30 protein-coding genes are annotated in these 26,402 nt (G+C 65.2%); 23 read left to right on the plus strand and 7 right to left on the minus strand.

Annotated elements, in window-relative coordinates:
* The first annotated feature begins 403 nt into the window (after positions 1-403).
* From rluC to sppA, 3 genes are read left to right on the plus strand one after another with little or no spacing between them, the layout of a single operon-like run.
* The gene (rluC, locus tag AC1RB9_RS10130) at positions 404-1,360 is read left to right on the plus strand and encodes a 23S rRNA pseudouridine(955/2504/2580) synthase RluC (RefSeq protein ID WP_003104143.1); all 957 of its coding nucleotides are present in this window, start codon (positions 404-406) and stop codon (positions 1,358-1,360) included.
* Positions 1,353-2,045 carry an HAD-IA family hydrolase gene (locus AC1RB9_RS10135; protein ID WP_003104140.1) on the plus strand — a complete coding sequence of 231 codons (693 nt, stop codon included), beginning with the start codon at positions 1,353-1,355 and terminating at the stop codon, positions 2,043-2,045. The genes rluC and AC1RB9_RS10135 overlap by 8 nt, the downstream gene beginning before the upstream one ends.
* On the plus strand, positions 2,038-3,018 hold the full coding sequence (gene sppA, locus AC1RB9_RS10140; RefSeq protein WP_003091146.1) for a signal peptide peptidase SppA: 981 nt from the start codon (positions 2,038-2,040) through the stop codon (positions 3,016-3,018). Before AC1RB9_RS10135 ends, sppA begins: the two co-directional genes overlap by 8 nt.
* A gap of 66 nt (positions 3,019-3,084) precedes the next feature.
* Here sppA and AC1RB9_RS10145 read toward each other — a convergent pair whose 3' ends face one another.
* Positions 3,085-3,663 carry a Maf family protein gene (locus AC1RB9_RS10145; RefSeq protein WP_003113992.1) on the minus strand — a complete coding sequence of 193 codons (579 nt, stop codon included), beginning with the start codon at positions 3,661-3,663 and terminating at the stop codon, positions 3,085-3,087.
* A 109-nt stretch (positions 3,664-3,772) separates the two neighbouring features.
* On the opposite strand from AC1RB9_RS10145, the gene AC1RB9_RS10150 reads away from it, so the two are divergent.
* From AC1RB9_RS10150 to AC1RB9_RS10210, 13 genes are all read left to right on the plus strand, one after another.
* Positions 3,773-4,309, plus strand: coding sequence for a YceD family protein (locus tag AC1RB9_RS10150; protein WP_003091144.1), 537 nt, complete (start codon positions 3,773-3,775; stop codon positions 4,307-4,309).
* 13 nt (positions 4,310-4,322) lie between these two features.
* Positions 4,323-4,505, plus strand: coding sequence for a 50S ribosomal protein L32 (rpmF, locus tag AC1RB9_RS10155; protein WP_003091143.1), 183 nt, complete (start codon positions 4,323-4,325; stop codon positions 4,503-4,505).
* A gap of 3 nt (positions 4,506-4,508) precedes the next feature.
* The gene (gene plsX / locus AC1RB9_RS10160) at positions 4,509-5,519 is read left to right on the plus strand and encodes a phosphate acyltransferase PlsX (protein ID WP_071533934.1); all 1,011 of its coding nucleotides are present in this window, start codon (positions 4,509-4,511) and stop codon (positions 5,517-5,519) included.
* Between the two features lie 105 nt (positions 5,520-5,624).
* On the plus strand, positions 5,625-6,563 hold the full coding sequence (gene fabD, locus AC1RB9_RS10165) for an ACP S-malonyltransferase (protein WP_003104134.1): 939 nt from the start codon (positions 5,625-5,627) through the stop codon (positions 6,561-6,563).
* A gap of 22 nt (positions 6,564-6,585) precedes the next feature.
* Positions 6,586-7,329, plus strand: a complete 744-nt coding sequence (gene fabG / locus AC1RB9_RS10170) for a 3-oxoacyl-ACP reductase FabG (protein ID WP_003091137.1) — start codon at positions 6,586-6,588, stop codon at positions 7,327-7,329.
* A gap of 195 nt (positions 7,330-7,524) precedes the next feature.
* Positions 7,525-7,761, plus strand: coding sequence for an acyl carrier protein (gene acpP, locus AC1RB9_RS10175; protein ID WP_003091135.1), 237 nt, complete (start codon positions 7,525-7,527; stop codon positions 7,759-7,761).
* Between the two features lie 128 nt (positions 7,762-7,889).
* The gene (gene fabF, locus AC1RB9_RS10180) at positions 7,890-9,134 is read left to right on the plus strand and encodes a beta-ketoacyl-ACP synthase II (protein WP_003104132.1); all 1,245 of its coding nucleotides are present in this window, start codon (positions 7,890-7,892) and stop codon (positions 9,132-9,134) included.
* Entirely contained in the window at positions 9,134-9,949 is an 816-nt protein-coding gene (gene pabC, locus AC1RB9_RS10185; protein WP_003452483.1) for an aminodeoxychorismate lyase, read from the plus strand. The genes fabF and pabC overlap by 1 nt, the downstream gene beginning before the upstream one ends.
* 5 nt (positions 9,950-9,954) lie before the next feature.
* The gene (gene mltG, locus AC1RB9_RS10190; RefSeq protein ID WP_003104128.1) at positions 9,955-11,004 is read left to right on the plus strand and encodes an endolytic transglycosylase MltG; all 1,050 of its coding nucleotides are present in this window, start codon (positions 9,955-9,957) and stop codon (positions 11,002-11,004) included.
* A gap of 28 nt (positions 11,005-11,032) precedes the next feature.
* Positions 11,033-11,665 carry a dTMP kinase gene (gene tmk / locus AC1RB9_RS10195; RefSeq protein WP_003091125.1) on the plus strand — a complete coding sequence of 211 codons (633 nt, stop codon included), beginning with the start codon at positions 11,033-11,035 and terminating at the stop codon, positions 11,663-11,665.
* Complete coding sequence (locus AC1RB9_RS10200; protein ID WP_003104126.1) at positions 11,658-12,644, plus strand: DNA polymerase III subunit delta'; 987 nt, start codon at positions 11,658-11,660, stop codon at positions 12,642-12,644. Before tmk ends, AC1RB9_RS10200 begins: the two co-directional genes overlap by 8 nt.
* A 33-nt stretch (positions 12,645-12,677) precedes the next feature.
* A complete protein-coding gene (locus AC1RB9_RS10205) occupies positions 12,678-13,034 on the plus strand; it encodes a PilZ domain-containing protein (protein ID WP_003091119.1) in 357 nt (118 codons plus the stop codon).
* Between the two features lie 14 nt (positions 13,035-13,048).
* Entirely contained in the window at positions 13,049-13,825 is a 777-nt protein-coding gene (locus AC1RB9_RS10210; RefSeq protein ID WP_003091117.1) for a TatD family hydrolase, read from the plus strand.
* A 225-nt stretch (positions 13,826-14,050) separates the two neighbouring features.
* Here the strand turns inward: AC1RB9_RS10210 and AC1RB9_RS10215 are convergent, their stop codons facing one another.
* A complete protein-coding gene (locus tag AC1RB9_RS10215) occupies positions 14,051-15,184 on the minus strand; it encodes an aminotransferase class V-fold PLP-dependent enzyme (protein ID WP_003118082.1) in 1,134 nt (377 codons plus the stop codon).
* 85 nt (positions 15,185-15,269) lie between these two features.
* On the opposite strand from AC1RB9_RS10215, the gene AC1RB9_RS10220 reads away from it, so the two are divergent.
* From AC1RB9_RS10220 to AC1RB9_RS10235, 4 genes are all read left to right on the plus strand, one after another.
* Positions 15,270-15,908 carry a TetR/AcrR family transcriptional regulator gene (locus AC1RB9_RS10220; RefSeq protein WP_003091114.1) on the plus strand — a complete coding sequence of 213 codons (639 nt, stop codon included), beginning with the start codon at positions 15,270-15,272 and terminating at the stop codon, positions 15,906-15,908.
* 149 nt (positions 15,909-16,057) lie between these two features.
* The gene (locus AC1RB9_RS10225; RefSeq protein WP_003119811.1) at positions 16,058-16,954 is read left to right on the plus strand and encodes a radical SAM protein; all 897 of its coding nucleotides are present in this window, start codon (positions 16,058-16,060) and stop codon (positions 16,952-16,954) included.
* 64 nt (positions 16,955-17,018) lie between these two features.
* Positions 17,019-17,651, plus strand: a complete 633-nt coding sequence (locus tag AC1RB9_RS10230) for a DUF4823 domain-containing protein (protein WP_003091112.1) — start codon at positions 17,019-17,021, stop codon at positions 17,649-17,651.
* The gene (locus AC1RB9_RS10235; protein WP_003160628.1) at positions 17,644-18,213 is read left to right on the plus strand and encodes a DUF1285 domain-containing protein; all 570 of its coding nucleotides are present in this window, start codon (positions 17,644-17,646) and stop codon (positions 18,211-18,213) included. The genes AC1RB9_RS10230 and AC1RB9_RS10235 overlap by 8 nt, the downstream gene beginning before the upstream one ends.
* A gap of 48 nt (positions 18,214-18,261) precedes the next feature.
* Here the strand turns inward: AC1RB9_RS10235 and AC1RB9_RS10240 are convergent, their stop codons facing one another.
* Entirely contained in the window at positions 18,262-19,917 is a 1,656-nt protein-coding gene (locus tag AC1RB9_RS10240; RefSeq protein WP_003102932.1) for an electron transfer flavoprotein-ubiquinone oxidoreductase, read from the minus strand.
* Positions 19,918-20,237: 320 nt separating this feature from the next.
* Here AC1RB9_RS10240 and AC1RB9_RS10245 point away from each other — a divergent pair, with 320 nt between their 5' ends.
* The 3 genes from AC1RB9_RS10245 to fabV all read left to right on the plus strand — a co-directional run bounded on the left by AC1RB9_RS10245 (position 20,238) and on the right by fabV (position 23,297).
* Positions 20,238-20,987 (plus strand): electron transfer flavoprotein subunit beta/FixA family protein, encoded by a 750-nt coding sequence (locus AC1RB9_RS10245; protein ID WP_003091107.1) that lies wholly within the window; start codon positions 20,238-20,240, stop codon positions 20,985-20,987.
* Entirely contained in the window at positions 20,987-21,916 is a 930-nt protein-coding gene (locus tag AC1RB9_RS10250) for an electron transfer flavoprotein subunit alpha/FixB family protein (protein WP_003091099.1), read from the plus strand. The genes AC1RB9_RS10245 and AC1RB9_RS10250 overlap by 1 nt, the downstream gene beginning before the upstream one ends.
* Before the next feature lie 184 nt (positions 21,917-22,100).
* Positions 22,101-23,297 carry an enoyl-ACP reductase FabV gene (gene fabV / locus AC1RB9_RS10255; RefSeq protein WP_003102929.1) on the plus strand — a complete coding sequence of 399 codons (1,197 nt, stop codon included), beginning with the start codon at positions 22,101-22,103 and terminating at the stop codon, positions 23,295-23,297.
* A gap of 72 nt (positions 23,298-23,369) precedes the next feature.
* Here the strand turns inward: fabV and AC1RB9_RS10260 are convergent, their stop codons facing one another.
* The 4 genes from AC1RB9_RS10260 to AC1RB9_RS10275 form a co-directional block, all read right to left on the minus strand.
* A complete protein-coding gene (locus AC1RB9_RS10260) occupies positions 23,370-24,317 on the minus strand; it encodes an alpha/beta fold hydrolase (RefSeq protein WP_003452470.1) in 948 nt (315 codons plus the stop codon).
* A gap of 128 nt (positions 24,318-24,445) precedes the next feature.
* On the minus strand, positions 24,446-25,198 hold the full coding sequence (gene cobM / locus AC1RB9_RS10265; RefSeq protein ID WP_003102926.1) for a precorrin-4 C(11)-methyltransferase: 753 nt from the start codon (positions 25,196-25,198) through the stop codon (positions 24,446-24,448).
* A complete protein-coding gene (locus AC1RB9_RS10270) occupies positions 25,195-25,623 on the minus strand; it encodes a cobalamin biosynthesis protein (RefSeq protein ID WP_003119813.1) in 429 nt (142 codons plus the stop codon). Before AC1RB9_RS10270 ends, cobM begins: the two co-directional genes overlap by 4 nt.
* A 72-nt stretch (positions 25,624-25,695) precedes the next feature.
* Entirely contained in the window at positions 25,696-26,397 is a 702-nt protein-coding gene (locus AC1RB9_RS10275; protein WP_003162182.1) for a CbtA family protein, read from the minus strand.
* Positions 26,398-26,402 lie beyond the last annotated feature (5 nt).

The following is a 26,402-nucleotide window of genomic DNA, read 5'->3' on the forward strand; positions in this document are numbered from 1 at the left end:
TGAGTCAGGAGGAGGAATCGGCTGTCGGAGGCGGACGAAAAATGCGTCTGGATCAAGCTAGAAGCTACGCAGTCCAACAGCCGTACATCTCCACCCTACACATGTTCCTTAAGAATCGGGCGCCGCTCGCAGTATCCGGAGCGGGTTGGCATCTCGCGCTCACCGAAGTGGTCGCGGCTCATGTTTCAAGGCTTTGGTTTCGAGTCGTTAGCGGGTTGGAAATTTTCGTATTTCCGCTGAAACGCCTCTGTAGGACGGCCTGACGTCCGTTCAAAGTGTTTGCAGGCGAGGGGGAAATGCAGGTTGGCAATCATCCGCAGGCCAGGCCGCTTATGGCGGCTTCCCGACTATAGCAGCAATGATTAAGTGCTTCAATTGAATGAAAAATTGTTATGATGTACGGATGACTACTCCCGCCTCTCCGACCACCGGTGTCCAGCTGCTCGATGTGCCGCCGGAACTGGCTGGTCAACGTATCGACAATTTCCTTATTGCCCGTCTCAAGGGTGCGCCCAAGACCCTGATCTATCGCATCCTGCGTAAGGGCGAAGTGCGCGTGAACAAGGGGCGGATCAAGCCCGACTATCGGCTCCAGGCCGGAGACCAGGTGCGCGTGCCGCCGCTGCGCCTGGCCGAGCGTGATGAGCCGGCGCCGCTGGCGCAGGGGCTGCTGGAGCGGATGGAGGCGGCGATCGTCTACGAGGACAAGGCGCTGATCGTGGTCAACAAGCCCGCCGGGATCGCCGTGCATGGCGGCAGCGGCGTGAGCGCCGGGGTCATCGAGGTGTTTCGCCAGTTGCGCCCCGATGCCAAGGATATCGAATTGGTGCATCGTCTCGATCGCGATACCTCCGGCCTGCTGATGATCGCCAAGAAGCGCAGCATGTTGCGTCACCTGCATGAGGCCCTGCGGGGCGAGAAGATCGTCGACAAGCGCTATCACGCCCTGGTCCGTGGCCACTGGCCGGCTGGCAAGAAGAACGTGCGCGCGCCGCTGCTGAAGAACAACCTGCGTTCGGGCGAGCGAATGGTAGAGGTGAACGTCGAGGGCAAGGACGCGCTGACCGAGTTCCGGGTGCTGCGTCGCTTCGGCGATTTCGCCACCCTGGTGGAAGCGCGCCCGATCACCGGGCGGACCCACCAGATCCGCGTGCATGCCAAGCACGCCGGGCATGCCATCGCCGGCGACCCGAAGTATGGCGACGAGGATTTCTCCCGCGAGATCCGCGAGCTGGGCGGCAAGCGCCTGTTCCTGCATGCCGCGCAGTTGCGCGTGCCGCTGCCCGACGGGCAGGTGCTGGAGCTGGAGGCGCCGGTGGACGAGATGTGGCAGCGTTCGCTGGAGCGTTTGAATGACTGACTACGCGTTGCTGGTATTCGATTGGGACGGCACCCTGGTCGACTCGATCGCGCGCATCGTCGATTCGATGAAGGCGGCGGCGCGGGAAACCGCTCTGCCGGAGCGGGACGATACCCGGATCAAGGGCATCATCGGCCTCGGCTTGCCCGAGGCGATCGCTTCGCTCTATCCGGAGGTTGGCGATCCTGCTCTGGTCGAGCGTTTCCGGTGTGCCTACAGCGAGCATTACCTGGCGCAGGAAGCGCAGCCGTCGCGGTTGTTCCCCGGCGTGGCCGAAGCCATGGTGCATTTTCGCGAGGCCGGGTTCCGCCTGGCGGTCGCCACCGGCAAGAGTCGGCGCGGCCTGGACCGGGTGCTGGCGGGGCATGGCTGGAGCGATTTCTTCGATATCACCCGCTGCGCCGACGAAACGGCCAGCAAGCCGGACCCGTTGATGCTCCACGAGATCCTGGCGCACTGCCGGGTCGAGCCGGGGCGGGCGCTGATGATCGGTGATTCGCCGTTCGACCTGGAAATGGCGCGACGGGCGGGGATGGATTCGGTTGCGGTGGCCTATGGCGCCCAATCGCTGGAGCAGTTGCGGCCTTATGCGCCGCGGCTGGAAGTTGAGCATTTCACCGAGTTGCGCGCCTGGTTGGGCGGTGCTCGACGTGAGGCGGTTTCAGGAGTGGTTGAGCATGTCTGACGAGTGGAAGTCGGAAACGCCGAAGGCGAATGACGACAAGAGCTGGAAGCTGCTGGAAAAGGCGGTCCTCGCCGGGGTCCAGGAGCAGCGGCGGGCGCGGCGCTGGGGGATATTCTTCAAGTCGCTGACCTTCATCTATCTCTTTGTCGTGCTGCTGGCCTTCAGTCCGTTCGGCAGCCTGGAGAAATCGGCCTCGCGCAGCGGTAGCCACACGGCACTGATCGAGGTGAAGGGCATGATCGCCGACGATGAGCCGGCCAGTGCCGACAATATCGTCACGGCCCTGCGCGCGGCGTTCAAGGATGAGGGTACCAAGGGGATCGTCCTGCGGATCAACAGTCCGGGCGGCAGTCCGGTGCAGTCGGGCTATATCTATGACGAGATTCGTCGCCTGCGCGGCGAGCACCCGAACGTCAAGGTCTATGCGGTGATCAGCGACCTGGGTGCCTCCGGCGCCTACTACATCGCCAGCGCCGCCGACCAGATCTACGCCGACAAGGCCAGCCTGGTCGGTTCCATCGGCGTGACGGCGGCCAGCTTCGGTTTCGTCGGCACCATGGAGAAGCTCGGTGTCGAGCGGCGCGTCTATACCTCCGGCGAGCACAAGTCGTTCCTCGATCCTTTCCAGCCGCAAAAGCCCGAGGAGACCCAGTTCTGGCAGCAGGTGCTGGATACCACCCACAAGCAGTTCATCGACAGCGTGAAAAAAGGGCGCGGCGACCGGCTCAAGGTCGAGGGGCATCCGGAGCTGTTCTCGGGTCTGGTTTGGTCCGGCGAACAGGCATTGCAGCTGGGTTTGATCGACGGCCTGGGCAATGCCAGCTATGTGGCGCGCGAAGTGGTGAAGGAGAAGAAGATCGAGGACTACACCGTGCAGGAGTCGCCTTTCGATCGCTTCGCCAAGAAGTTCGGTGCCAGTGTGGCGGAGCGCCTCGCGCTGTGGATGGGCTGGCAGGGGCCGGTACTGCGCTGAGGGTGTTTCCCTTCCTTATATAAAGAAGCCCGGCCGAAGCCGGGCTTCTTTATATGGAATGCCGGCTCAGGGGATTTCGACGCCTTCCTCGAGGAGCATGTCGACCAGGCGGATCAGGGGCAGTCCCACCAGGCTGGTGGCGTCCTCTCCTTCGGTGGAGCGGAACAGGCTGACGCCCAGGCCTTCCGCCTTGAAGCTGCCGGCGCAGTCCAGCGGGCGTTCCGCTTCGACGTAGCGGCGGATGCGGCTCTCGTCGAGGTGGCGGAAGTGCACGGTGAACGGCACGCATGCCACCTGGATGCGTCGGCTGGCGCTGTTGAGGAGGGCCAGTCCGGTGAGGAAGGTCACGCTCTTGCCGCTGGCGTCCCGTAGCTGCTGGATGGCGCGTTCGGGGGTGTGCGGCTTGCCGAGGATGTTGCCGTCGAGTACGGCGACCTGGTCGGAGCCGATCACCAGGTGTTGCGGATAGCGTCCGGCCAGCGCTTCGGCCTTGCTGGCGGAAAGGCGGCGCACCAGTTCCTCGGCACTTTCCCCGGCGCGATGGCTTTCGTCGATATCGGGGCTGGCGCTTTCGAAGGGAAGGCGCAGGCGGGTCAGGAGTTCGCGTCGGTAGGGGGAGCTGGAGGCGAGGATCAGGTCGGGCATGAGGTTCTCCATGGCGAGCGGCCGATTTTAACGAAAAGACTCGTCCTTACAGCGGTTTATGGCTAATTTCCTTTGACAGGCGCGGGGGCGTCCCTATAATGGCGCGCTTATGTTGAATGGGCCGATTCCACCTCATATCGATCCGCGCAAGTTGGTCGACCGCGGCGCCACCCTCGAGGGTGTGTACGCGCTCGCCGATATGCCGCGTGTATGCGAGCAACTGACCAGCGATGCCGGTGAGGTGCGCGTGAAGGTTTCCTTCGAGCGCGACCACCAGAAGCTGGCGGTCATGCATATGCAGCTCGATACCGAGGTGAGCATGGTATGCCAACGCTGCCTGGATGCGGCGGCCATTCCCGTGCATGGCGAATATACCTACGCCATTCTTCGGGAAGGTCAGTCCGCCGACGGTCTGCCGAAGGGGTACGATGCGCTGGAAGTGGGGGAGGAACCCCTGGACCTGCTGGCGCTGGTCGAGGACGAGCTGTTGCTCGCCTTACCCATCGTTCCGGCCCATGACCCCGAAGTATGTCAGCACCCGGCTGGATTCGTCGTCGAAGACGAGCCGGAGTCGAGCGAAGTCGAGGACAAGCGTCCTAATCCGTTCAGCGTACTGGCACAGTTGAAGCGTGACCCAAACGTTTAGGAGTTAATCAATCATGGCTGTTCAGCAGAACAAAAAGTCTCGTTCCGCTCGTGACATGCGTCGTTCCCACGATGCGCTCGAGTCCAATGCTCTGTCCGTGGAAAAGAGCACCGGTGAAGTCCACCTGCGCCACCACGTATCCCCGGACGGCTTCTATCGCGGCCGTAAGGTAGTAGACAAGGGCTCCGACGAGTAATCCTTGTCCGCACCAATCATCGCGATTGATGCAATGGGTGGGGACTTCGGTCCCCACTGCGTTGTTCCGGCCTCTATTGCCTTCCTGGCCGAGAATTCCTCTTCGCAACTGATCCTCGTCGGTCAGCCTGCCCTCCTCGAAGAACTCCTTTCCCGCTATCCGTCGCTCGACCGGCAGCGCCTGCGTGTGCATGCGGCCAGCGAAGTGATAGGTTCAGACGAACGTCCCTCCCAGGCCTTGCGTGGCAAGCCGGACGCTTCCATGCGCGTGGCGCTGGAGCTGGTCCGCGACGGCCGGGCGCACGCGTGCGTCAGCGCCGGCAATACCGGGGCGTTGATGGCGCTGTCGCGGCACCTGCTGAAGACCCTGCCCGGTATCGACCGCCCTGCGATGGTGACGGCGGTTCCGACCGAGAAGGGGCATTGTCATCTGCTCGACCTCGGCGCCAACGTGGATTGCAGTGCCGAGCATCTCTATCAGTTCGCGGTGATGGGCGCGGTGGCGGCAGAGGCCTTGGGCTGCGTCTCGCCCCGGGTCGCCCTGCTCAACGTGGGGACCGAGGAGATCAAGGGCAACCAGCAGGTCAAGCTGGCGGCGAGTCTGTTGCAGAAGGCGCAGGGGTTGAATTTCAGCGGATATATAGAGGGCGATGGCCTGTATCGCGGCGAGGCCGACGTGGTGGTCTGCGACGGTTTCGTCGGCAACATCCTGCTGAAAGCCAGCGAAGGCCTGGCTGCCATGGTGTCGGCGCGGATCGAACAGCGCTTCCGCGATGGACTGGCGGCGAAGCTGGTCGGTGCGCTGGCGTTGCCGCTGCTGCGCCGGCTGCGCGGCGATATCGCTCCGGCACGCTATAACGGCGCCAGTTTCCTCGGATTGCAGGGGATAGTGGTGAAAAGCCATGGGTCTGCCGCCGAGGAGGGTTTCCAGAGCGCCTTGCGTCGCGCGGCACTGGAAGTCCGGGAAAACCTGCCGCAACGATTGCATGGCCGTCTCGAGCATCTGCTGCTCTAATGTGTGACCGGGCGGTCCAGGCAGCCATCCAACACTCAGTTTCCTGCGCCAGTCGCGGCTGGCGCGTTATCTCCGACGAGCAAAAGACCACAAGGGACCTATTCAATGTCTGCATCCCTCGCATTCGTCTTCCCCGGCCAGGGTTCGCAATCCCTCGGCATGCTGGCCGAGCTGGGCGCCCAGCAGGCGCTGGTGCGCGATACCTTCGCCGAGGCCTCCGAGGCGCTCGGTTACGACCTTTGGGCGCTGGTCCAGAATGGTCCTGAAGAGCACCTGAACCAGACCGACAAGACCCAGCCGGCCATCCTCACGGTTTCGATCGCGCTCTGGCGCCTCTGGCTGGCCGAGGGCGGTGCGCGCCCGGCGTTCGTCGCCGGGCACAGCCTGGGCGAATATTCCGCGCTGGTCGCGGCCGAAAGCCTGGCGTTCGCCGATGCGGTCAAGCTGGTCGAGCGTAGGGGCCAACTGATGCAGCAGGCGGTTCCGGCGGGGCAGGGCGGCATGGCCGCGATCCTTGGCCTGGAAGACGCCGATGTATTGGCGGCCTGTGCCGAGGCGGCCCAGGGCGAGGTGGTCAGCGCGGTCAACTTCAACGCGCCGGGGCAGGTAGTGATCGCCGGTGCCGCGGCTGCCGTTGAGCGTGCCATCGAGGCATGCAAGGCACGCGGCGCCAAGCGCGCGGTGGCGCTGCCAGTCAGCGTGCCGTCGCATTGCGAACTGATGCGTCCGGCCGCCGAGCAGTTCGCCGCCTCGGTCGAAAGCCTGCAGTGGCAGGCGCCGAAGATTGCGCTGGTGCAGAACGTCAGCGCCGCCGTGCCGGCTGATCTCGATACGCTGCGCCGCGACCTGCTGGCACAGCTGTACAGCCCGGTTCGCTGGGTGGAGAGCATCCAGCTGCTGGCGGAAAAGGGCGTCACCGAGCTGGTCGAGTGCGGGCCGGGCAAGGTCCTGGCAGGCCTCAACAGGCGCTGCGCGAAGGGCATCAATACCCATGGCCTGGATGGCGTCGAGGCGTTCGCCGCCACGCGCGCCGCCCTGGCCTGAGAGAGAGAAAGGAGAGAATCCCATGAGTCTGCAAGGTAAGGTCGCATTGGTAACCGGCGCCAGCCGTGGCATCGGCCAGGCGATTGCGCTGGAACTGGGGCGCCTGGGTGCCGTGGTCATCGGCACCGCGACCAGCGCGTCCGGCGCCGAGAAGATCGCCGAAACCCTCAAGGCCAATGGCGTCGAGGGTGCGGGCCTGGTCCTGGACGTTTCCAGCGACGAATCCGTAGCCGCGACCCTGGAGCACATCCAGCAGCATCTCGGCCAACCGCTGATCGTGGTCAATAACGCCGGCATCACCCGCGATAATCTGCTGGTGCGCATGAAAGACGACGAGTGGTTCGATGTGGTCAACACCAACCTGAACAGTCTCTACCGTCTGTCGAAAGCCGTTCTGCGCGGTATGACCAAGGCCCGCTGGGGGCGCATCATCAACATCGGTTCCGTGGTCGGCGCCATGGGCAATGCCGGGCAAACCAACTATGCCGCGGCGAAGGCCGGCCTGGAGGGCTTCACCCGTGCGCTGGCCCGGGAAGTCGGTTCGCGTGCCATTACCGTGAATGCGGTGGCGCCGGGCTTCATCGACACCGACATGACCCGCGAGCTGCCGGAAGCCCAGCGCGAAGCGCTGCTGGGCCAGATTCCGCTGGGTCGCCTGGGGCAGGCGGAAGAGATCGCCAAGGTGGTCGGCTTCCTCGCTTCGGACGGCGCAGCCTATGTGACCGGGGCCACCGTGCCGGTCAATGGTGGGATGTACATGAGCTGAATGTGACGTTACCTTTCTCGGGTCTGTCATAAGCGCTGTCTAGAATTCGTTGCGGAATTGCAGCCGGGTTATTAGATAGAATTATCGAAGTGGCCGTGGGAAGGTGAGGCGTTCAGCTTGAAAAGCAGAAAACCCTTTCTATACACTTACCCGCAGCCCAGCTGCTCGGATTTTCCATAGGAGTGAAAACAAGGTATGAGCACCATCGAAGAACGCGTTAAGAAGATCGTCGCTGAACAACTCGGCGTGAAGGAAGAAGAAGTCACCAACAGCGCTTCCTTCGTCGAAGACCTGGGCGCCGACTCCCTTGACACCGTCGAGCTGGTGATGGCTCTGGAAGAGGAATTCGAGACCGAAATCCCTGACGAGAAAGCTGAAAAGATCACCACCGTTCAGGAAGCCATCGACTACATCGTTGCTCACCAGCAATAAGTAGTCGTCGGATTTTCCGACGTGGAAAAGCCGCACAGCCTGTAAGGGCGTGCGGCTTTTCTTTAGCGCCTTACCTACTCTGGTAGTCTGTCGGCGCAACCCCGTGAAATGAGAAAGAGGAAGTCGTAGTGTCGCGTAGACGCGTCGTCATTACTGGCATGGGCATGCTGTCGCCGCTGGGCCTGGATGTCCCGAGCAGTTGGGAAGGTATTCTCGCCGGTCGCAGCGGGATCGCCCCGATCGAGCATATGGACCTGTCCGCCTATTCCACCCGCTTCGGTGGTTCGGTCAAGGGTTTCAATGTCGAGGAATACCTGTCCGCCAAGGAAGCCCGCAAGCTCGACCTGTTCATCCAGTACGGTCTCGCCGCCAGCTTCCAGGCCGTTCGCGATTCCGGCCTGGAGGTCACCGACGCCAATCGTGAGCGTATCGGCGTATCCATGGGTTCCGGTATCGGCGGCCTGACCAATATCGAGAACAACTGCCGATCCCTGTTCGAGCAGGGGCCGCGGCGCATCTCGCCGTTCTTCGTGCCCGGTTCGATCATCAACATGGTTTCCGGCTTCCTGTCGATCCACCTGGGTCTGCAGGGGCCCAACTACGCCCTCACCACCGCCTGCACCACCGGTACCCACAGCATCGGCATGGCTGCTCGCAACATCGCCTATGGCGAGGCCGACGTGATGGTCGCCGGCGGTTCCGAAATGGCTGCCTGCGGTCTCGGCCTGGGTGGTTTCGGCGCGGCTCGCGCGCTCTCCACTCGCAACGACGAGCCGACCCGTGCCAGCCGTCCGTGGGACCGGGATCGCGACGGCTTCGTCCTGTCCGACGGTTCCGGCGCCCTGGTGCTCGAAGAACTGGAGCACGCCCGTGCCCGCGGCGCGCGGATCTATGCCGAGCTGGTTGGCTTCGGCATGAGCGGCGACGCCTTCCACATGACCGCGCCGCCGGAAGACGGCGCCGGTGCCGCCCGCTGCATGAAGAACGCGCTGCGCGATGCCGGCCTGGATCCTCGTCAGGTCGATTACATCAACGCCCATGGCACCTCCACCCCGGCCGGCGACATCGCCGAGATCGCCGCGGTGAAGAGCGTGTTCGGCGAGCATGCCCATGCGCTGTCGATGAGTTCGACCAAGTCGATGACCGGCCACCTGTTAGGTGCCGCCGGTGCGGTGGAGGCGATCTTCAGCGTGCTGGCCCTGCGCGACCAGGTCGCCCCGCCGACCATCAACCTGGACAACCCGGACGAAGGTTGCGACCTCGACCTGGTGGCCCACGAAGCCAAGCCGCGCAAGATCGACGTGGCCCTGTCGAACTCGTTCGGTTTCGGCGGGACCAACGGCACCCTGGTGTTCCGCAGGTTCGCCGACTGATGCTGGACTGGGTCGACGGCCGGCCCGCCGCCGAGCTGTCCGTGCGCGATCGCGGACTGGCCTATGGCGACGGGCTGTTCGAGACCCTGGCGGTGCGCGCCGGCACGCCGCGTCTCCTGGAGCGCCACCTGGCGCGCCTGGAAGAGGGGTGTCGGCGCCTGGCGATCCCTCTCGACGCCGCGGCGTTGCGCCAGGAGTTGCTGGCGTTCTGCGCGGCGCTGGGCGACGGTGTCGCCAAGCTGATCGTCACCCGCGGCGAGGGTTTGCGTGGCTACGCGCCGCCTGCCGAGGCCTCGCCGCGGCGAATCCTCTCCGGATCGCCGCGTCCGGCCTATCCCGAGCGCCACTGGCAGCAAGGCGTGCGCCTGTTCGCCTGCCGCACGCGCCTGGCCGAGCAGCCCCTGCTGGCCGGCCTCAAGCACCTCAATCGCCTGGAGCAGGTCCTCGCCCGTGCCGAGTGGAGCGACGCCGGGCATGCCGAAGGGCTCATGCTGGACGTGCACGAGCGGGTGGTGGAGGGGGTGTTCAGCAACCTGCTGCTGGTTCTCGACGGCACCCTCGTAGCGCCTGACCTGTGGCGCTGCGGCGTCGCTGGAGTGATGCGCGCGGAATTGCTCGAGCGCGCCGAAGGAATCGGCGTCCCGCTGGCGATACGGGATGTTTCCATGGCTGAACTGGCGACGGCCGACGAGGTCTTTCTGTGCAACAGCCAGTTCGGCATCTGGCCGGTCCGGGCATTGGACGAGCACGTCTGGCCGGTCGGCGAGCTGACCCGTAAACTGCAAGACCAACTTCGCGACGACCTGGATTTCTGACTTTGATGCGCAAACTGCTGGTGCTGCTGGAGAGTGGCCTGTTGTTCGTTGGCCTCTGCGTCGGCCTGGCTGCATGGCAACAGCAGCGGGCGCTGGAGCAGCCCCTGCAATTGACCGAGGAGCGCCTGCTGGACGTTTCCTCGGGCTCCACGCCGGGCGGCATGCTCGCGCGTCTGGAGCAGGAAAAGGTGCTCCATGGCGCGTTCTGGCTGCGCCTCTACTGGCGTTTCAACCTGCCGGGCCAGGCCCTGCACAGCGGCGAATACCGCCTCTTGCCGGGGATGAAGGGCGCCGACCTGCTGGAACTCTGGCGTGAAGGCGAGGTGGTGCAGTACAGCCTGACCCTGGTCGAGGGCTGGAGTTTCCGCCAGGTGCGCGAAGCGCTCGCCAGGCAGGGCAAGCTGGAGCAGACCCTGGCCGGCCTGAGCGACGGCGAGATCATGCAACGCCTCGGCAAGCCCGACGAAGTGGCCGAAGGGCGCTTCTTCCCCGATACCTACCGCTACACCCGTGGCATGCGCGACATCGACATACTGCGCAAGGCCTACCAGCGCATGCAGACCATCCTCGCCAAGGAATGGGATGGCCGCAGCCAGGACCTGCCTTATCGCGACGCCTACCAGGCGCTGATCATGGCCTCGCTGGTGGAAAAGGAAACCGGCGTGCCGGAAGAGCGTTCGCAGATCGCCGGCGTCTTCGTCCGCCGCCTGCAGCGCGGCATGCTGTTGCAGACCGATCCGACGGTGATCTATGGCATGGGCGAGCGCTACAACGGCAAGATCACCCGCGCCGACCTGCGCGAACCGACCCCTTACAATACCTATGTGGTGCCGGGCATGCCGCCGACCCCGATCGCCCTGGCCGGGCGCGAGGCGATTCGCGCCGCGCTGCATCCGGCCGAGGGTGAGACCCTGTATTTCGTGGCGCGCGGCGATGGCAGCCATGTGTTCTCCAGCAGCCTGGACGAACACAACAAGGCGGTCCGCGAGTACCAGTTGAAGCGTCGCTCGGACTATCGCTCCAGCCCCGCGCCCATCACCCCGCCGCCACAATGAGCGGCGCAGCCAAGATAAGGAGTGCCGTGTGACCGGCCTGTTCGTCACCCTGGAGGGCCCGGAAGGGGCCGGCAAGAGCACCAACCGCGACTACCTGGCCGAGCGCCTGCGCGAGCGCGGCATCGAGGTGCAGTTGACCCGCGAGCCTGGCGGCACGCCTCTCGCCGAGCGCATCCGTGAACTGCTGCTGGCGCCCAGCGACGAGCCGATGGCCGCCGATACCGAGCTGTTGCTGATGTTCGCCGCGCGGGCCCAGCATCTCGCCGGGGTCATCCGCCCGGCGCTGGCGCGCGGGGCCGTGGTGCTCTGCGATCGCTTCACCGATGCCACCTATGCCTACCAGGGCGGCGGGCGCGGTTTGCCGGAGGCGCGCATCGCCGCGCTGGAAAGCTTCGTCCAGGGCGACCTGCGGCCCGACCTCACGCTGGTCTTCGACCTGCCGGTGGAAATCGGCCTGGCGCGGGCGGCGGCGCGTGGCCGGCTCGACCGTTTCGAGCAGGAGGACCGACGCTTCTTCGAGGCCGTGCGTCAGACCTACCTGCAGCGCGCCGCGCAGGCCCCGGAGCGTTACCAGGTGCTCGATGCCGGATTGCCGCTGGCCGAGGTGCAGGCTGGCCTGGATCGGCTGCTGCCGAATCTGCTGGAGCGTCTGAATGGCTGATATCTATCCCTGGCAGCAGGCGCTCTGGAGCCAACTGGGCGGCCGCGCCCAGCACGCCCACGCCTATCTGCTCTACGGCCCCGCCGGGATCGGCAAGCGTGCCCTGGCCGAGCATTGGGCCGCCCAACTGCTCTGCCAGCGGCCTGCCGCCGCTGGCGCATGCGGCGAGTGCAAGGCCTGCCAGTTGCTGGCCGCCGGTACCCATCCGGACTACTTCGTGCTGGAGCCGGAGGAGGCGGAGAAACCGATCCGGGTCGATCAGGTCCGCGACCTGGTTGGCTTCGTGGTGCAGACCGCGCAACTGGGCGGGCGCAAGGTCGTGTTGCTCGAACCCGCCGAGGCGATGAACGTGAACGCCGCCAACGCCCTGTTGAAAAGCCTTGAAGAGCCGTCGGGCGATACTGTGCTGCTGCTGATCAGCCACCAGCCCAGCCGCCTGTTGCCGACCATCAAGAGCCGCTGCGTGCAGCAGGCCTGCCCTTTGCCGGGCGCGGCGGCGAGTCTGGAATGGCTGGCGCGGGCCCTGCCCGACGAGCCGGCCGAGGCCCTGGAGGAACTGTTGGCGCTTTCCGGCGGCTCGCCGCTCACCGCCCAGCGCCTGCACGGCCAGGGCGTGCGCGAGCAGCGCGCGCAGGTGGTCGAGGGGGTGAAGAAGCTGCTCAAGCAGCAGATCGCCGCCAGCCCACTGGCCGAAAGCTGGAACAGCGTGCCGTTGCCATTGCTCTTCGACTGGTTCTGCGACTGGACGCTGGGCATCCTGCGCTACCAGTTGACCCACGACGAGGAGGGGCTGGGGTTGGCCGACATGCGCAAGGTGATCCAGTACCTGGGCGACAAATCCGGGCAGGCCAAGGTGCTGGCCATGCAGGACTGGCTGCTGCAACAGCGGCAGAAAGTGTTGAACAAGGCCAACCTCAACCGTGTCCTGCTTCTCGAAGCCCTGCTGGTGCAGTGGGCAAGCCTGCCCGGGCCGGGCTAGAATCCCGCTGATATTCGACTGGCAGGAACCTGCATGAGTTTGCCACCCAATCTGGGGCCGCGTAACGGCATCCTGTCCTTGACCATCAAGGACAAGTCCGTGCTGTACGCCGCCTACATGCCGTTCATCAGGAACGGCGGGCTGTTCATTCCCACCAACAAGAACTACAAGCTCGGCGACGAAGTCTTCATGCTGCTCAACCTGATGGAAGAGCCGGAGAAGATCCCGGTGGCCGGCAAGGTCGTCTGGATCACCCCGAAGGGCGCCCAGGGCAACCGTGCGGCGGGCATCGGCGTGCAGTTCAACGACGGTGACAACACCGCCCGCAACAAGATCGAAACCTACCTGGCCGGGGCGCTGAAGTCGGACCGGCCGACCCACACGATGTAACGCTAGACAGGATCATGCTGGTCGATTCCCACTGCCACCTCGATCGCCTCGACCTGGCCGCCCATGGCGGCTCGCTCGATGCGGCGCTGGATGCCGCGCGAGCGCGTGGCGTCGGTCAATTCCTCTGCATCGGCGTCAGCGCCGACAATGCCCAGGCGGTGAAGGCCCTGGCCGAGCGCTATGCCGACGTGCACTGTTCGGTGGGCGTGCACCCGCTGGACCTGGAGCCCGGAAGCGCGCCAGCGCTGGACTGGCTGCTGGGCGAACTGGCGCATCCGCGGGTGGTGGCGATCGGCGAGACCGGCCTCGACTACCACTACGAACCGGAAGCCGCCGAGTTGCAACAGGAGGCGTTTCGCCTGCACCTGGAAGCCGCGCGGATCACCGCCAAGCCAGTGATCGTGCACACCCGCGAGGCGCGCGCCGACACGCTGGCGCTGCTGCGCGAGGCGGCGTTGCCGCAGGCCGGCGTGCTGCATTGCTTCACCGAGGACTGGGAAATGGCGCGATCGGCGCTGGACCTGGGCTTCTACATTTCCCTGTCCGGCATCGTCACCTTCCGCAATGCCGATGCCCTGCGCGAGGTGGCTCGCCAGGTACCGGCCGACCGGCTGTTGGTGGAGACCGACTCGCCCTACCTGGCGCCGATTCCCCATCGCGGCAAGCCGAACCTGCCGGAATACGTGCGTGATGTCGCCGAATTCCTCGCGACGTTGCGTGGCGTCAGCCTGGAAACCCTGGCGGAGCAGACTACCGCCAATTTCCATCGGCTGTTTCCGTTGGCCCGCTAGGCCGGCGCACGGATAAAAAAAACCCGGGTTCTGGGGGATGAATCCGGGTCAAGACCATTAGGAGTGGAACAAAGGTACGCATTCCTCGGTACCTTCACTGGCTGGGTACTTGGGGGGAGATACCGCGCGCCAGTACCTTTCAGTATTGGTCATGTTCGTGGGGCGTCCAGACAGGGCTGGCGGTTTTTTAAACAGATTTGGAATACCCTTGCCGTCCTTGAGTACCTAGGTGCCTGCGACCTGGCGCAAGATCGCCAGGGTATCATCGATCACCGTCGAACTCGTGTAGAAGTGCGGGGAAAAACGGATACCTCCGCCACGCTGGGCACAAATGACTCGTTCCTGGCGAAGCGTTTCGAAGAGTGTCCGATTGTCCTGGCCGTCCAGGCTGAAGGTCAGGATGCCCGCGCGTCGGCTCGGGTTCCGCGGGCTGTGCAGGCGTACCCCGGGAATTCCCGACAGACCGTCCTGTAGCCACTGGACGCGCTCGGCGATGTCTCTGCCGACCCGCTCCATGCCGACCTCCTCCAACAGCCCCAGGCTGGCCTCCAGGGCCATCGCGCCGAGCATGTTCGGGCTGCCGCATTCGAAGCGCCGGGCGCTGCGCGCCGGCCGCCAGTCGCGACGCTCGTAATCGAGGGCATGTTCCAGCATGTGCCAGCCATATTCGTGCAGCGCCAGGCGCTCGCGCTGCTCGGGATGGCAATAGAAGACGCCCAGCCCTTCGGGGCCGAGCATCCACTTGTGCCCATCGGCCATGGCGAAGGCACAATCGTAGGCCTGTACGTCGAAGGGCAGGGCGCCGAGCTGCTGGATCGCGTCGATGCAGAACAGCACCCCGCGGCGGCGACATCCCGCGCCGATGCGCTCCAGGTCAAGGCGCAGGCCGCTGGCGTACTGCACCGCGCTGATCGACAGCAGGCGGGTGCGCGGGCCGCAGGCGGCGAGCAGGGCGCTCTCGGGATCGTCGCCGGCGAGACCGACCTCGACCACTTCGACGCCGCGCGGGCGCAAGGCTTCCCAGACCACTCTATTGGAGGGGAACTCCTCGTTGCCGATGACGACCTGGTCGCCCTCTCGCCAATCCAGGCCGAAGGCTACGAAGGAAAGCGCCTCGGAGGTGTTCTTGACCAGGGCGAGGTCGCTGCCGGCGCGCGCATTGAGCAGTCGGGCAAGGCGCTCGCGCAGGCGATGTTCTATCTTCAGCCATTCCGGATAGTCGCTGGCGCCGTGGGCGACGTTCTCCCGGGCGAAGGCGCTCACCGCGTCGGCGGCGCGTCTAGGCCAGGGTGCGACCGCTGCGTGGTTGAGGTAGCGCAGACCGTTGGTCTGGTCGAATTCGTCCTGGTAACAATTCATCGTCGGATGTTCCGTGCATTTTCGTGCTGAATAGGCATAATACGCGGCTTCGATTTTTGACTCATTTTGACCTGACAGTCTTTTTATGCAGAAAGAGCCTCGCAAAGTTCGTGAATTTCGTCGCCGTGAACAGGAGATTCTCGATACCGCCCTCAAGCTGTTCCTCGAACAGGGGGAAGACAGCGTAACGGTCGAGATGATCGCGGATGCCGTCGGCATCGGCAAAGGCACGATCTACAAGCACTTCAAGTCCAAGGCGGAGATCTACCTGCGCCTGATGCTGGACTACGAGCGCGATCTCGCCGCCCTGTTCCATTCCGAAGACGTAGCCCGCGACAAGGAAGCCCTGTCGCGTGCCTACTTCGAGTTCCGCATGCGCGATCCGCAGCGCTACCGCCTGTTCGACCGCCTGGAAGAGAAGGTGGTGAAGACCAGCCAGGTGCCGGAGATGGTCGAGGAGCTGCACAAGATCCGCGCCTCCAACTTCGAACGCCTGACCCAACTGATCAAGGAGCGTATCGCCGACGGCAAGCTGGAGAACGTTCCGCCGTACTTCCATTATTGCGCTGCCTGGGCGTTGGTGCATGGCGCCGTGGCGCTGTACCACTCGCCGTTCTGGCGCGAGGTGCTGGAAGACCAGGAAGGTTTCTTCCACTTCCTGATGGATATCGGCGTGCGCATGGGCAACAAGCGCAAGCGCGAAGGCGACGCTCCCAGCGCCTGATACCTGTGGTGCCGGGACGCAGTCACTGCGCCCCGCGCACTCTTTGCCGGCAGGGATATACTCGTCGCCCATCGATCCGCCGGCGGGACGTCGGCTGCCCATTTCCGGCGAATCCGCCGGTGGCTCCACGTTCGTTCAGGAGTTCTCCGATGAGTGTCCGTGAATTCCCCATCCACTACATCGAACCGGTGTTCCGGCCCCCGAGCGAGGCGCATTCGCTGATCCTCCCGGTGACCAATGGCTGTTCCTGGAACAAATGCGGCTTTTGCGAGATGTATACCCAGCCGCAAAAGAAATTTCGCGCCCGCGACGAGAACGAGGTACTGGAGGAGATCCGCCGCTGCGGCGAGCGCCTGATCGTCAAGCGGGTGTTTCTCGCCGATGGCGACGCCCTGGTATTGCCGACCCGCCGGCTGCTCGCGGTGCTGCAGGCGATTCGCCAGCACTTGCCGGAGGTGGAGCGGGTATCCAGCTACTGCCTGCCGCGCAACCTGCGCAGGAAGTCGGTCGACGAGTTGCGCGAACTGGCCGACGCCGGGCTGCGAATGGCCTATGTCGGCGCCGAGTCCGGCGACGACGAAGTGCTGGCGCGGGTCAACAAGGGCGAGACCTATTCCTCTACCCTGGATGCGCTGGAAAAGCTTGGCGAGGCGGGGATCAGTCGTTCGGTGATGATCCTCAACGGTCTGGGCGGAATGACCCTGAGCGCGCAGCACGCGGACAACTCCGCGCGCCTGATGAACGCCGCCCAGCCGGAGTACCTGTCGACCCTGGTGGTGAGTTTCCCTACCGGCGAGCAGCGTTTCCGTGCTGGCTTCGCCGATTTCGAGGCGCTGGATCGGCGTGCCCTGTTCGTCGAGGTCGAACGCCTGTTGCAGGGTTTGGAGCTCGAAGACACGGTATTTCGCAGCGACCACGCTTCCAACTATCTGGTGCTCAAGGGCGAACTGGGTGCCGACAAGGCGCGCCTGCTGGCCGAGGTCCGCCAGGCCATCGAGCAGCCGCAGCACGCTGCCCTGCGCCAGGAGTGGCAGCGTGGCCTGTGATGGCGCGGAAGCTGCATCGGCTCGTCATTCGCCGGTTTTCCGACGCCGGCAGGGGAGATGACCGATGTTGCACCTGTTCCGTATCGCCCTGGCGATGCTCCTCCTGGGCAGCCTGTCCGCCTGCATGAAGCCCAGCGACCTGGCCGACGGCGCCGACTACTACCTGCGCGACGCCGGGGTGCTCGATCACAGCGCCAGCCAGCGCAGCAACAACCGGCGGATCCAGGCCGACTCCTTCATCTACATCGGCCAGGGCCCGTTCGTGCCGCCGGGCTACCGGTACGCGCGGCCGAACGTGGTGGCCGAGCAGGCCTTCGAAGGTTTCGTCGAGTATTTCCCGCTGGTGCGCCGCGCCAAGGCGCCGCTCGGCCTGGACGACGCGATGCGCGAGGCGCGTGCCGCCGGCGCTCACTACCTGCTGTACTGCCGTTTCGCCCGGGGCGACAACAGGATCGGCAACTGGGAGGAGTGGGAAGACGAAGAGGAACTCGGCCGGGTCGGGCGCGATCGCAGTGTCATCCAGGTCATGCTGATCGAGACCAGCACCCGTTTCCTGGTGGACAGCGCGACCATCCGCAGCCGCGGCGGTTTCCTGACGTTCTACGACGCCACCCCGGAAGACCTGCTGCGTCCCCCGCTGGAGCAATACGCCCAGGAATTGCTGGGCCTGAACAGTCGAGGAACAGGCTATGAGTGATACCGGCAAGGCCAACGACCTGCTGGCGCAGATCCCCAGGGGCGAAAAGAAGGGCCTGCCGCCCGTGCACCTGTGGAATCCGCCGTTCTGCGGCGACATCGACATGCGCATAGCCCGCGACGGCACCTGGTTCTACCTGGGCACGCCGATCGGACGCAAGCCGATGGTGAAGCTGTTCTCCAGCATCATTCGCCGCGACGGCGACGACTATTTCCTGGTGACTCCGGTGGAAAAGGTCGGTATCCGCGTCGACGATGCGCCCTTCGTCGCGGTGACCCTGCAGGTGCAGGGCGAGGGCGGGGCGCAGGTACTGCGCTTCGCCACCAACGTCGAGGACGAGGTCGAGGCGGACGCCGGGCATCCGCTGCGCGTCGAGATCGACCCCCGCAGCCAGGAACCCACGCCCTACCTGCGGGTGCGCGACAACCTCGAGGCGCTGGTGCATCGCAACGTGTTCTACCAGCTGGTCGAGCTGGCGGTGCCGCGCCGGATCGACGGCATCGAATGGCTCGGCGTCTGGAGCCACGGCGAGTTCTTTCCCATCGGCCCGCAGCCGGACTGACAGGCGCAGCATGAAAAAAGGCTCCCGAGGGAGCCTTTTTCGTTTGCCTTACATGTTGGGGTAGTTCGGCCCGCCGGTACCTTCCGGCGCCACCCAGGTGATGTTCTGCGCCGGGTCCTTGATGTCGCAGGTCTTGCAGTGCACGCAGTTCTGCGCGTTGATCTGGAAGCGCTTGCTGCCGTCGTCGTTGGCCACCACTTCGTACACGCCTGCCGGGCAGTAGCGCTGGGCCGGCTCGTCGTAGAGCGGCAGGTTCTTCTCGATCGGAATGCTCGCATCGGCCAGCTTGAGGTGGATCGGCTGGTCTTCCTCGTGGTTGGTATTGGAGAGGAACACCGAGGACAGCTTGTCGAAGCTGAGCTTGCCGTCCGGCTTCGGGTAGTCGATCTTCGGCGCTTCGCTGGCCTTTTTCAGGCAGGCGTAGTCCGGCTTGTCGTCATGCAGGGTGACGGGGATCTTGCCGCCGAAGATGTTCTGGTCGATGAAGTTGAACGCGCCGCCGCCGATAGCGCCGAACTTGTGGATGGCCGCGCCGAAGTTGCGGCTGCGGAACAGTTCGTCGTACAACCAGCTGGCCTTGAACGCATCGACGTAGCTGGACAGCTCGTCGCCGCCTTCGCGGCCGGCGGCCAGGGCCTCGGCGATCGCGTCGGCGGCGAGCATGCCGGACTTCATCGCGGTGTGGCTGCCCTTGATCTTGGCGAAGTTCAGGGTGCCGAGGTCGCAACCGATCAGCGCGCCGCCGGGGAAGACCATCTTCGGCAGCGAATTCAGGCCGCCCTTGCAGATGGCCCGGGCGCCGTAGGCCACGCGCTTGCCGCCTTCCAGGTACTGCTTGACCACCGGGTGGTGCTTGTAGCGCTGGAACTCGTCGAACGGCGACAGGTGCGGGTTGCTGTAGGACAGGTCGATGATCAGGCCGACGAACACCTGGTTGTTCTCCAGGTGGTAGAGGAACGAGCCGCCGGTATTTTCGTCGTTCAGCGGCCAGCCGGCGGTATGGACCACCAGGCCGGGCTTGTGCTTGGACGGGTCGATGTCCCAGATTTCCTTGATGCCGATACCGTAGTGCTGGGCATCGGCCTCGCTGTCCAGGTTGTATTTCTTGATCAGTTGCTTGCCGATGTGCCCGCGGCAGCCTTCGGCGAACAGGGTGTACTTGGCCCGCAGCTCCATGCCGGGGGTGTAGTAGCCTTCTTTCGGGTTGCCTTCGCGGTCGACGCCGAGGTCGCCGGTGACGATGCCGCGGACCACGCCGTTCTCGTCGATCAGCGCTTCCTGGGCGGCGAAGCCCGGATAGATCTCCACGCCCAGTCCTTCGGCCTGCTGGGCCAGCCAGCGGCAGAGGTTGCCCAGGGAGATGATATAGTTGCCCTCGTTGTGCATGGTCTTGGGCACGAAGAAGTTGGGCACCTTGGTAGCGCTCTCGGCGCTCTTCAGGACGTAGATGTCGTCGCCGGTCACCGGGGTATTGAGCGGCGCGCCGAGTTCCTTCCAGTCGGGGAACAGCTCGTTCAGCGCGCGCGGCTCGAACACCGCGCCGGAGAGGATGTGGGCGCCCACTTCGGAACCCTTCTCGACCACGCAGACGCTGATCTCTTGACCGGCTTCGGCGGCCTTCTGCTTCAGTCGGCATGCGGCGGACAGACCGGCGGGGCCGGCGCCGACGATGACGACGTCGAATTCCATGTATTCGCGTTCCACTATCGATCTCCTACTCAAGGCTCACGGTATCTGTTTATTGGTGGCTGAGATCTTTCCCTGATCAGAGCGGGCGCATTATATATAGCTGCATGGGCAGGTCCAATACAAACGTTTGTTTGAATTCTTTGGAAGCCTGATAGAATCGGCATTCGAGGGGGGGAAACCACCCTTTTGCCGTATTGACCGAAAAGGGTGATCCGGTCAAGATACGGGCGGTTTTGCGGTCGCTGTCTAGCAGAGTGTCGGTTTCCGGCCGGCGAGCATCACCGGCCAGGCCTGTCTGGCGACATCCTTATTCACCGGAGAATAACGAGGAATCCATGAAGGTTCTTGTAGCAGTCAAACGAGTGGTCGACTACAACGTCAAGGTCCGCGTCAAGGCGGACAACTCCGGCGTCGACCTCGCCAACGTCAAGATGTCCATGAACCCCTTCTGCGAAATCGCCGTGGAAGAAGCCGTGCGCCTGAAAGAGAAGGGCGTGGCTACCGAGATCGTCGCTGTCTCCGTCGGCCCGACCGCCGCCCAGGAGCAACTGCGCACCGCGCTGGCGCTGGGCGCTGACCGTGCGATCCTGGTGGAGAGCAACGACGAGCTGAACTCCCTGGCCGTGGCCAAGCTGCTCAAGGCCGTGGTCGACAAGGAGCAGCCGCAGCTGGTGATCCTCGGCAAGCAGGCCATCGACAGCGACAACAACCAGACCGGCCAGATGCTCGCCGCGCTGACCGGCTACGCTCAGGGCACCTTCGCCTCCAAGGTCGAGGTCGCTGGCGACAAGGTCAACGTGACCCGCGAGATCGATGGCGGTCTGCAGACCGTCGCGCTGAACCTGCCGGCCATCGTCACCACCGACCTGCGCCTGAACGAGCCGCGCTACGCGTCGCTGCCGAACATCATGAAAGCCAAGAAGAAGCCGCTGGACGTGGTGACCCCGGACGCCCTGGGCGTTTCCACCGCTTCCACCGTGAAGACCCTGAAGGTCGAGGCGCCGGCTGCACGCTCCGCTGGCATCAAGGTCAAGTCCGTGGCTGAACTGGTAGAGAAACTGAAGAACGAGGCGAAGGTAATCTAATGGCTATCCTGGTTATCGCTGAGCACAACAACGCGGCCCTGGCGGCTGCCACCCTGAATACCGTTGCCGCTGCCAAGGCCATTGGCGGCGACATCCACGTGCTGGTCGCCGGACAGAACGTTGCCGCCGTGGCCGAAGCCGCCGCCAAGGTCGAGGGCGTCTCCAAGGTGCTGGTCGCCGACAACGCCGCCTACGCCCATCAACTGCCGGAAAACGTCGCGCCGCTGATCGCCGAGCTGGGCAAGAACTACAGCCACGTGCTGGCCCCGGCTACCACCAACGGCAAGAACTTCCTGCCGCGCGTCGCCGCGCTGCTGGACGTCGACCAGATCTCCGAGATCGTCGAAGTGGTCAGCCCCGACACCTTCAAGCGTCCGATCTACGCCGGTAACGCCATCGCTACCGTGCAGTCCTCGGCTGCGGTCAAGGTGATCACCGTGCGTACCACCGGCTTCGACGCCGTCGCCGCCGAAGGCGGTTCGGCTGCCGTCGAGCAGGTTTCCGGCCCGGCCGATGCCGGCAAGTCCGCCTTCGTCGGCGAAGAGCTGGCCAAGTCCGACCGTCCGGAACTGACCGCTGCCAAGATCGTGGTCTCCGGCGGCCGCGGCATGCAGAACGGCGACAACTTCAAGATCCTCTACGCCCTGGCCGACAAGCTGGGTGCCGCAGTCGGCGCTTCCCGCGCCGCGGTCGACGCCGGTTTCGTGCCGAACGACATGCAGGTCGGCCAGACCGGCAAGATCGTCGCCCCGCAGCTGTACATCGCGGTGGGCATCTCCGGTGCCATCCAGCACCTGGCGGGCATGAAGGACTCGAAGGTGATCGTCGCGATCAACAAGGACGAAGAGGCGCCGATCTTCCAGGTCGCCGACTACGGCCTGGTCGCCGACCTGTTCGACGCCGTACCGGAGCTGGAAAAGGCCGTCTGAGCCCGATTCCAAGCCGACAAGACCCGCTCCCCGGAGCGGGTTTTTTTATGTCCGGGCTGCGACGCGTGACCCTTTGGTCACGATTCCTGCCTTCGGTCCGCCCAAGCGGAGGTGTCTCATTTACAATGCGCGACGTCTCTAGCTCCTGAATGTGCTTTTCCGGCATCTAGCAACCGAGGTTTTCATGATCATCAAACCGCGCGTGCGTGGCTTCATCTGCGTCACTACCCATCCGGCAGGCTGCGAGGCCAACGTCAAGCAACAGATCGACTACGTCGAGGCCAAGGGCCCCGTCGTCAACGGACCGAAGAAGGTCCTGGTCATCGGTTCCTCCACCGGCTATGGCCTGGCTGCCCGCATCACCGCCGCGTTCGGTTCCGGCGCCGATACCCTCGGGGTGTTCTTCGAGCGTCCGGGCAGCGAGAGCAAGCCGGGCACCGCCGGCTGGTACAACTCGGCGGCCTTCGAGAAGTTCGCCCACGAGAAAGGCCTGTATGCCCGCAGCATCAATGGCGACGCTTTCTCCGACGAGGTGAAGCGGCTGACCATCGAGACCATCAAGCGCGATCTCGGCAAGGTCGACCTGGTGGTCTACAGCCTGGCCGCGCCGCGCCGTACCCATCCGAAGAGCGGCGAAGTGTTCTCCTCGACCCTCAAGCCGATCGGCAAGTCGGTCAGCTTCCGTGGCCTGGACACCGACAAGGAAGTGATCAAGGACGTGGTCCTGGAGGCGGCCAGCGACCAGGAGGTCGCCGATACCGTTGCGGTGATGGGCGGCGAGGACTGGCAGATGTGGATCGACGCGCTGCTGGAGGCCGACGTGCTGGCCGACGGCGCGAAGACCACCGCGTTCACCTACCTGGGCGAGAAGATCACCCACGACATCTACTGGAACGGTTCCATCGGCGCGGCCAAGAAGGATCTCGACCAGAAGGTCCTCGGTATCCGCGACAAGCTCGCCCCGCTGGGCGGCGACGCGCGCGTCTCGGTGCTCAAGGCGGTGGTGACCCAGGCCAGCTCGGCGATCCCGATGATGCCGCTGTACCTGTCGCTGCTGTTCAAGGTGATGAAGGAGCAGGGCACCCACGAAGGTTGCATCGAGCAGGTCGACGGCCTGTACCGGGAGAGCCTGTACGGCGCCGAGCCGCGCCTCGACGAGGAAGGCCGCCTGCGTGCCGACTACAAGGAACTGCAGCCGGAAGTGCAGTCCCGTGTCGAGGAGCTGTGGGACAAGGTAACCAACGAGAACCTTTACGAGTTGACCGACTTCGCCGGCTACAAGAGCGAGTTCCTCAACCTGTTCGGTTTCGAGGTCGCTGGGGTCGACTACGAGCAGGACGTCAACCCGGACGTGCAGATCGCCAACCTGATCCAGGCCTGAGGCCTGTATCCGAGCCGTCCTCGCGACGGCTCCCGCTCCCCCGAACCGGCGCCCAGGCGCCGGTTCGCGTTTTCAGCGACCGGCCACCTGGGTGTTCCGTACGCCGTCGAGGAAGGCCTGGTAGTGCTGCGCGGTTTCCTCCGGGCGTTCGACCATCGGCACGTGTCCGCAGTTTTCCATGATCACCACGCTGGGCCGCTTCAGCAGCGGACGCATCACCTCGATGCTGGAGACGTCCAGCACGCGGTCGCGGTCGCCCCATAGCAGCAGGGTCGGTGCCTCGATCTTCGGCAGTTCCGGCTCCAGCGGGATGTAGCGCTGGCGCAGTTGTTCGAATATCTGCGCGTTGAACGCCGACGCGGCTACCGCGCGCTCGCCGAGGTAGCGCTTGAGCGGCGCCGGCAGCGGCGGTTGCTGGACGAACACGAAGTCGAGCAGCTTCTGGAAGTCTTCCGGCTGGCGCACCACCAGGGGATTCTCGCCGCGCTCCAGGTCCTCGAACAGTTCGCTCTTGCGCGCCGGCATCACCCCGGCGTTGTCGATCAGCGCCAGCGATAGCACCTGTTCCGGATGGCGCGCCGCGTAGAGCGCGGCGATGTGCCCGCCCATGGAGTTGCCGGCCAGGTGCAGGCGGCGCACGCCGATGGCGGCGGCGAAATTGGCGACTCGCTCGGCCTGGGTGCCGACGTCGTAGCTGGCCTGTTGCGGCTTGCTGCTGTCGCCGAAGCCGGGCAGGTCGAGGGCGACCACATGGTAGCGCTCGGTCAGCGGCCGGGCGAAGCGCAGCCAGTTGTCCTTGTCGGCGCCGAAGCCGTGGATCAGCAACAGGGTCGGGTTCTTCTCCGAGCCACCTTCCAGGTAGGCGATCTCCAGGTTGTCGACCTGCACGCTGTGCTCGCTGAGACCGGCGAGACCGCGCTCGACGGTGCGTACGCTGGCGAGGAGGGTAGCCGGGACGAAGTAGAGGACGCCGGCGGCGACCGCCAGCAGCAGAACCAGACCGAGGAGGAATCGTTTCATGGGTGTCCGAAGGCTTCAGGAAAAAAGGGGCCAGCGCTGAACGCTAGCCGTGCCGGCCCGCTGTCGCAAGCCTTGTGACGAGTCTAGGCGTGCTGCCGGTGGTCGGCGCCGAACCTAAGGACGGCGGTTCATTCGCCGGGTCGATAGAGATGTCGATGCTCGGCGCGGTACAGCGAAGAGTCGGCGAAGCCTTCGGCGGCCAGCACCTCGCCGACCAGGATCAGCGCGGTGCGGCGGAAATTCCTGGCGGCGACCTTGGGCAGGATGTCGCCGAGGGTGCCGCGAACCTGTTCCTGGTCGGGCCAACTGGCCCGGTGGATCACCGCGACCGGGCAGTCGGCGCCGTAGTGCGGCAGCAGTTCCTCGACGATCTTCGCCAGGTGGGCGACGCCCAGGTGGATCGCCAGGGTCGCCCGGTGCCGCGCCAGGTCACCCAGGCTCTCGCCTTCCGGCATCTTCGTGCGTGCGGCGTAGCGGGTCAGGATCAGCGTCTGGGACACTTCGGGCAGGGTCAGCTCGCAGCCGAGCAGGGCGGCGCAGGCGGCGGTGGCGGTGACCCCGGGGACGATCTCATAGGGGATGCCGAGTTCGCGCAGGTGGCGGATCTGCTCGCCGATGGCGCCGTACAGGGAGGGATCGCCGGAATGCACGCGGGCTACGTCGAGGCCGCGGCGATGGGCTTGCGCGAGTAGCTCGACGATCTGTTCGAGGTCCAGCTCGGCGGTGTTCACCACCTGGCCGGCCTGGTGCCCCTCGAGCAGCGCTTGCGGAACCAGCGAGCCGGCGTAGAGGATCACCGGGCACTGGCGGATCAGGCGCTGCCCCTTGACGGTGATCAGGTCGGGGTCGCCGGGACCGGCGCCGATGAAATAGACGGTCATGGGAGTTCTCGTTCGGTGAGAAGACGTGCCAGGGCGATGCTCGCCCGATCGTTGCTGCGTTTCGCCCCGAGCAGATCGGCGCGACCGCCACCCAGGCGTTCGGCCAGGGCCAGGGCGGCGGCCTCGGCGACGCTGGAGCAGCCGGTTTCGCGCAGCGCGACGGCGGAGGGGCTGAGCAGGCGCGGCTCGTAGTCGTGCAGGACGGCGGGTGCGAGGAAATGCACGGGGCGTTCGAGCAGCGTGGCCAGTTGCCGCAGGCCGGGTTCGTCGCGTTTGCCGTCGATGCTGGCGAGGGCGTCCAGCTCGGCCAGGCTGCGCCCGTGTTCGCCCAGCGTTCGCTCCAGCAGCGCGCGCAGATGCTCGGCGCTACAGCCTCGGCGGCAGCCGATGCCGGCGATCAGCAGGCTGGGGATGGGCAGGGGCATGCGCGCACCGGAGGAAATGGAAGGAGAGGCACTATGGACCCGCGACCGGCAAGGGTCGCGGGTGGCAGGCGGTCAGGCGTCGACGCCGCCCCGGTTGCGCCGGAACAGCCAGGCAGCGGCCAGGCCGAGGGCGGCCCAGAACAGCGCATTGCTGACCAGCGAGGCGACCACGAAACGCTGGGCCAGGGCTTCCGGCGCCAGGCTGGCATGGACCTCGGGCTGCGGCGCGCCGAACAGGTGCGGCAGCGCCAGCAGGACGGCGCCGACCAGCTTCAGCGGCCAGTTGCCGCCGAACACCAGCAGGGCCAGGCCCACCGCGGTGGCGGCGGCGGTGGCGATCCACCAGTACTGGCGTTGCACCAGGTCGGCCGCGGCGGTACCCGGCAGCTCCGGCGGCAGGCCCAGCGACGGCGCCAGGCAGAACACCGCGTAGCCGGCCAGGCCCCAGAGCAGGCCCTGCCAGGTCTGGCCCGGCGCGCGCAGGGTGAAGAGGCCGGCGAGCATCAGGGCGAAGCCGACCGCCACCACCAGGTTGCCGCCGGTGGTGGAGAGGGTACGCTGCCAGCCGTCCTCCGGCTCCCAGGCCTCCTCGTCGTGGACATGGGCGGCGACGCCGGGGGTGTGTTCGTGGGGCTGGGCCGCGACCGGCTCGCTCTTCTCGTAGGTCTCCGCCTCGAGGATCAGCGGGGTGACCCAGAGAATCTGCAGCAGGGTCAGCAGCAGGGCGGCGAGCAGGCCGGCGAAGCCGGCGGTCTGGGCGATGCGCTTGATCATTCTGG

The organism is Pseudomonas sp. 20-5, from assembly GCF_056782835.1.

What these genes read in the sequence shown, in the direction of transcription:
- rluC (WP_003104143.1), top strand. Translation starts at nt 404, where the DNA reads ATGACTACTCCCGCCTCTCCGACCACCGGTGTCCAGCTGCTCGATGTG.
- AC1RB9_RS10135 (WP_003104140.1), top strand. Translation starts at nt 1,353, where the DNA reads ATGACTGACTACGCGTTGCTGGTATTCGATTGGGACGGCACCCTGGTC.
- sppA (WP_003091146.1), top strand. Translation starts at nt 2,038, where the DNA reads ATGTCTGACGAGTGGAAGTCGGAAACGCCGAAGGCGAATGACGACAAG.
- AC1RB9_RS10145 (WP_003113992.1), bottom strand. Translation starts at nt 3,663, where the DNA reads ATGCCCGACCTGATCCTCGCCTCCAGCTCCCCCTACCGACGCGAACTC.
- AC1RB9_RS10150 (WP_003091144.1), top strand. Translation starts at nt 3,773, where the DNA reads ATGTTGAATGGGCCGATTCCACCTCATATCGATCCGCGCAAGTTGGTC.
- rpmF (WP_003091143.1), top strand. Translation starts at nt 4,323, where the DNA reads ATGGCTGTTCAGCAGAACAAAAAGTCTCGTTCCGCTCGTGACATGCGT.
- fabD (WP_003104134.1), top strand. Translation starts at nt 5,625, where the DNA reads ATGTCTGCATCCCTCGCATTCGTCTTCCCCGGCCAGGGTTCGCAATCC.
- fabG (WP_003091137.1), top strand. Translation starts at nt 6,586, where the DNA reads ATGAGTCTGCAAGGTAAGGTCGCATTGGTAACCGGCGCCAGCCGTGGC.
- acpP (WP_003091135.1), top strand. Translation starts at nt 7,525, where the DNA reads ATGAGCACCATCGAAGAACGCGTTAAGAAGATCGTCGCTGAACAACTC.
- pabC (WP_003452483.1), top strand. Translation starts at nt 9,134, where the DNA reads ATGCTGGACTGGGTCGACGGCCGGCCCGCCGCCGAGCTGTCCGTGCGC.
- mltG (WP_003104128.1), top strand. Translation starts at nt 9,955, where the DNA reads ATGCGCAAACTGCTGGTGCTGCTGGAGAGTGGCCTGTTGTTCGTTGGC.
- AC1RB9_RS10200 (WP_003104126.1), top strand. Translation starts at nt 11,658, where the DNA reads ATGGCTGATATCTATCCCTGGCAGCAGGCGCTCTGGAGCCAACTGGGC.
- AC1RB9_RS10205 (WP_003091119.1), top strand. Translation starts at nt 12,678, where the DNA reads ATGAGTTTGCCACCCAATCTGGGGCCGCGTAACGGCATCCTGTCCTTG.
- AC1RB9_RS10210 (WP_003091117.1), top strand. Translation starts at nt 13,049, where the DNA reads ATGCTGGTCGATTCCCACTGCCACCTCGATCGCCTCGACCTGGCCGCC.
- AC1RB9_RS10215 (WP_003118082.1), bottom strand. Translation starts at nt 15,184, where the DNA reads ATGAATTGTTACCAGGACGAATTCGACCAGACCAACGGTCTGCGCTAC.
- AC1RB9_RS10220 (WP_003091114.1), top strand. Translation starts at nt 15,270, where the DNA reads ATGCAGAAAGAGCCTCGCAAAGTTCGTGAATTTCGTCGCCGTGAACAG.
- AC1RB9_RS10225 (WP_003119811.1), top strand. Translation starts at nt 16,058, where the DNA reads ATGAGTGTCCGTGAATTCCCCATCCACTACATCGAACCGGTGTTCCGG.
- AC1RB9_RS10230 (WP_003091112.1), top strand. Translation starts at nt 17,019, where the DNA reads ATGTTGCACCTGTTCCGTATCGCCCTGGCGATGCTCCTCCTGGGCAGC.
- AC1RB9_RS10235 (WP_003160628.1), top strand. Translation starts at nt 17,644, where the DNA reads ATGAGTGATACCGGCAAGGCCAACGACCTGCTGGCGCAGATCCCCAGG.
- AC1RB9_RS10245 (WP_003091107.1), top strand. Translation starts at nt 20,238, where the DNA reads ATGAAGGTTCTTGTAGCAGTCAAACGAGTGGTCGACTACAACGTCAAG.
- AC1RB9_RS10250 (WP_003091099.1), top strand. Translation starts at nt 20,987, where the DNA reads ATGGCTATCCTGGTTATCGCTGAGCACAACAACGCGGCCCTGGCGGCT.
- fabV (WP_003102929.1), top strand. Translation starts at nt 22,101, where the DNA reads ATGATCATCAAACCGCGCGTGCGTGGCTTCATCTGCGTCACTACCCAT.
- AC1RB9_RS10260 (WP_003452470.1), bottom strand. Translation starts at nt 24,317, where the DNA reads ATGAAACGATTCCTCCTCGGTCTGGTTCTGCTGCTGGCGGTCGCCGCC.
- cobM (WP_003102926.1), bottom strand. Translation starts at nt 25,198, where the DNA reads ATGACCGTCTATTTCATCGGCGCCGGTCCCGGCGACCCCGACCTGATC.
- AC1RB9_RS10270 (WP_003119813.1), bottom strand. Translation starts at nt 25,623, where the DNA reads ATGCCCCTGCCCATCCCCAGCCTGCTGATCGCCGGCATCGGCTGCCGC.
- AC1RB9_RS10275 (WP_003162182.1), bottom strand. Translation starts at nt 26,397, where the DNA reads ATGATCAAGCGCATCGCCCAGACCGCCGGCTTCGCCGGCCTGCTCGCC.